Origin of the sequence: Streptomyces sp. NPDC056948, assembly GCF_042674225.1 — a bacterium.
GTDB lineage: Bacteria > Actinomycetota > Actinomycetes > Streptomycetales > Streptomycetaceae > Streptomyces > Streptomyces purpurascens.
Genome location: NZ_JBHUQX010000613.1, coordinates 1 through 4,032, shown reverse-complemented (window position 1 = coordinate 4,032; position 4,032 = coordinate 1). Strand labels below are relative to the sequence as shown.

Sequence of the window (4,032 nt, the reverse complement as noted above, 5' to 3'; positions counted from 1 at the left end):
TTGTTTTATTGTTTGTTGGGTTCGTTTTTTTTTATACCCCCCCCCGCCGGGCGCGCCCGGGGCGGCCGCCCCCCCCCACGCGGTGGCGACGGCCGTCCGGGGGGGCCCGGCGGCCGTCCGCGCGGCCGCCCGCCAGATCCTCGACGAGGCCGCCCGCCTCGATCCGCCGCTCGCCCTGGACTACCTCGCCCTGGTCGACCCGTCCGACTTCACCGAGATCGGGCACGACTTCACCGGCGAGGCGGTCCTCGCCGTGGCCGCCCGGGTCGGGGCGACCCGGCTGATCGACAATCTCCCCCTCACCTTCGGAACCTTCGGAGCCGCCTCGTGACCAGCACAGGCATACGACTGCACGCGCCGGCGCCCGGGTGGTCCATCGCCGCGGACGTGGTCGTCGTCGGCTCCGGCGTCGCCGGCCTGACCGCGGCCCTGCGCTGCCAGGCCGCGGGCCTCAGGACCGTCGTCGTCACCAAGGCCCGCCTCGACGACGGCTCCACGCGCTGGGCCCAGGGCGGCATCGCCGCGGCCCTAGGCGAGGGCGACACCCCCGAACAGCACCTCGACGACACCCTGGTCGCGGGCGCGGGCCTGTGCGACGAGGAAGCGGTCCGCATCCTCGTCACCGAGGGCCCCGACGCCGTACGCCGCCTCATCGAGACCGGCGCCCGCTTCGACGAGTCCACCGAGGGCGGGCTGGAACTCACCCGCGAGGGCGGCCACCACCGCCGCCGCATCGCCCACGCGGGCGGTGACGCCACCGGCGCCGAGATCTCCCGCGCCCTGGTCGACGCGGTACGCGCGCGTGGCGTGCGCACGGTCGAGAACGCGCTCGTCCTGGACCTCCTCACGGACGCCGAGGGCCACACCGCGGGCGTCACCCTGCACGTCATGGGGGAGGGCCAGCACGACGGCGTGGGCGCGGTCCACGCACCCGCCGTGGTCCTGGCGACCGGCGGCATGGGCCAGGTCTTCTCCGCGACCACCAACCCGTCCGTCTCGACGGGCGACGGCGTGGCGCTCGCGCTCCGGGCCGGAGCGGAAGTCAGCGACCTGGAGTTCGTCCAGTTCCACCCCACGGTCCTCTTCCTGGGCCCGGACGCGGAGGGCCAGCAGCCCCTGGTCTCCGAGGCGGTACGCGGCGAGGGCGCCCACCTGGTCGACGCCGACGGCGTGCGCTTCATGGTCGGGAAGCACGAACTGGCCGAACTCGCCCCCCGGGACATCGTCGCCAAGGGCATCATGCGCCGCATGCAGGAGCAGGACGCCGAGCACATGTACCTCGACGCCCGGCACTTCGGCGCCGAGATGTGGGAACACCGCTTCCCGACGATCCTCGCCGCCTGCCGCGCCCACGGCATCGACCCGGTCACCGGCCCCATCCCGGTCGCCCCGGCCGCCCACTACGCCTCCGGCGGCGTCCGCACCGACTCCCGGGGCCGTACGACCGTCCCCGGCCTGTACGCGTGCGGCGAGGTCGCCTGCACCGGCGTGCACGGCGCCAACCGCCTGGCCTCCAACTCCCTCCTCGAGGGCCTGGTCTACGCCGAGCGCATCGCGGCCGACATCGCGGCGAGCCACGCGGAGAACGGCCTCCTCACGCGCGTGCCCCGGCCGCTCCCGTACCCGGAGACCCCCGAGCACCCCCTGCTCACCGCGGAGGCCCGCTTCACGATCCAGCGGATCATGACCGACGGCGCGGGCGTGCTCCGCTCGGCCGGGTCCCTGGCCAAGGCCGCCGACCAGCTCCAGCGGCTGCACACCGACGCCCGCGACGCCCTCGCCGAGAACGGCAAGACCGCCGAGCCCGGCGTCGACACCTGGGAGGCCACCAACCTCCTGTGCGTGGGCCGCGTGCTGGTCGCCGCCGCCCGGCTCCGCGAGGAGACCCGGGGCTGCCACTGGCGCGAGGACCGCCCCGAGCGCGACGACACCACGTGGCGGCGCCACATCGTCGTACGCCTGAACCCGGACCGCTCGCTGGCCGTGCACACCACGGACACCACACACTTCCCCACGACCCTCCCCACCCAGGCCCCCCAGGAGCAGTGACCGACGTGACCACCCCCGACCTTCCCCTCGCCTCGTCCGGAGGCTGCGGCGACGGCTGTGCCTGCGGCGCGGACGAGCAGGCGTACCTGGAGTGCGGCCTGGACCCCGCACTCGCCCAGCTCCTGGCCGACGCCGGACTCGACCCCGTCGAGGTCGAGGACATCGCCAACGTGGCCCTCCAGGAGGACCTCGCCCACGGTGTGGACGTGACCACGGTCGCGACGATCCCCGAGGCCGCGGTGGCCACCGCCGACTTCACCGCACGTGAAGCAGGAGTCGTGGCCGGCCTCCGGGTGGCGGAAGCCATCATCTCCGTCGCCTGCGAAGAGGAACTGGCCATCGAACGCCACGCGGAGGACGGCGACCGCGTGGAGGCGGGCCAGAAGCTCCTCTCCGTCACCACCCGCACCCGCGACCTCCTCACGGCCGAACGCAGCGCGCTGAACATCCTGTGCCGCCTGTCGGGCATCGCCACGGCCACGCGCGCGTGGGCGGACACGCTCGACGGCACCAAGGCCAAGGTCCGCGACACCCGCAAGACGACCCCCGGCCTGCGCAGCCTCGAGAAGTACGCGGTCCGCTGCGGCGGCGGCGTCAACCACCGCATGTCCCTCTCGGACGCGGCCCTGGTCAAGGACAACCACGTGGTCGCCGCGGGCGGCGTCGCCCAGGCCTTCCAGGCGGTCCGCGACCGCTTCCCCGACGTCGCCATCGAGGTCGAGGTCGACACCCTGCACCAGCTCCGCGAGGTCCTGGACGCCGGAGCGGACCTGATCCTCCTGGACAACTTCACGCCGGGCGAGTGCAAGGAGGCGGTGGCCATCGTCCAGGGCCGCGCCGCCCTGGAGGCCTCGGGCCGTCTGACCCTCGGCAACGCCAAGGCGTACGCGGACACCGGCGTCGACTACCTGGCCGTCGGAGCCCTCACCCACTCCTCGCCGATCCTGGACATCGGCCTCGACCTGCGGCCGGCGGAGTAGGGCGGGTACGGGTCATGCTGCTGACGATCGACGTAGGAAACACCCACACCGTCCTGGGCCTGTTCGACGGCGACGACATCGTCGAACACTGGCGCATCTCCACGGACGCGCGCCGCACCGCCGACGAACTGGCGGTCCTCCTCCAGGGCCTGATGGGCATGCACCCGCTCCTCGGCGACGACCTGGGCGACGGCATCGACGGCATCTCCATCTGCGCCACCGTCCCCTCGGTCCTGCACGAACTCCGCGAGGTGACCCGCCGCTACTACGGCGACGTACCCGCCATCCTCGTCGAACCGGGCGTCAAGACGGGCGTCCCGATCCTCATGGACAACCCCAAGGAGGTCGGAGCCGACCGCATCATCAACGCGGTGGCGGCGGTCGAGCTCTACGGCGGTCCCGCCATCGTCGTCGACTTCGGCACGGCGACGACGTTCGACGCGATCAGCGCGCGCGGCGAGTACGTCGGCGGCGTCATCTCGCCCGGCATCGAGATCTCCGTCGAGGCCCTCGGCGTCCGCGGCGCCCAGCTCCGCAAGATCGAGGTGGCCCGGCCCCGCAGCGTCATCGGCAAGAACACGGTCGAGGCGATGCAGTCGGGCGTCATCTACGGCTTCGCCGGCCAGGTCGACGGCGTCGTCAACCGCATGGCGCGCGAGCTGTCGGAGGACCCGGAGGACGTCACCGTGATCGCAACGGGCGGCCTCGCACCGATGGTCCTGGGCGAGTCGTCGGTCATAGACGAACACGAGCCCTGGCTGACGCTGATCGGCCTGCGACTGGTGTACGAGCGGAACGTGTCGCGTATGTGACCCGGGTTGGCCCGCAACCCGGCGAAGCGGGGTGCCGCTGCGCCCACCCGTGCCGCCCCCAGCGGCACGCATGCCCGCAGCTAAGCCGGGACGCGCCCGCACCCGCGCACGGCGAGAAGGGGACGTGTCGGGGGGTGTCCGCCCGCAGCGGTTGGCGCGTCAACGAACAGCGAGTCGGTATCCGACCCCAT

General features: G+C 73.1%; 4 protein-coding genes. All 4 read left to right on the top strand.

Features of this window, described 5'->3' with window-relative positions; genetic code table 11:
• A partial coding sequence (locus tag ACFTZL_RS42175) for a pantoate--beta-alanine ligase (protein ID WP_382595098.1) occupies nucleotides 1-331 on the top strand: 331 nt, incomplete at its 5' end.
• The gene (locus ACFTZL_RS42170) at nucleotides 328-2,049 is read left to right on the top strand and encodes an L-aspartate oxidase (RefSeq protein WP_382595095.1); all 1,722 of its coding nucleotides are present in this window, start codon (nucleotides 328-330) and stop codon (nucleotides 2,047-2,049) included. The genes ACFTZL_RS42175 and ACFTZL_RS42170, both read left to right, overlap by 4 nt.
• A gap of 5 nt (nucleotides 2,050-2,054) precedes the next feature.
• Complete coding sequence (gene nadC / locus ACFTZL_RS42165) at nucleotides 2,055-3,029, top strand: carboxylating nicotinate-nucleotide diphosphorylase (protein WP_382595092.1); 975 nt, start codon at nucleotides 2,055-2,057, stop codon at nucleotides 3,027-3,029.
• Between the two features lie 14 nt (nucleotides 3,030-3,043).
• Complete coding sequence (locus tag ACFTZL_RS42160) at nucleotides 3,044-3,841, top strand: type III pantothenate kinase (RefSeq protein WP_382595090.1); 798 nt, start codon at nucleotides 3,044-3,046, stop codon at nucleotides 3,839-3,841.
• The last annotated feature ends 191 nt before the right edge of the window (nucleotides 3,842-4,032 follow it).

Excerpts from the sequence above, each read along its gene's own strand:
- ACFTZL_RS42160 (WP_382595090.1), top strand. The coding sequence starts at position 3,044 with ATGCTGCTGACGATCGACGTAGGAAACACCCACACCGTCCTGGGCCTG.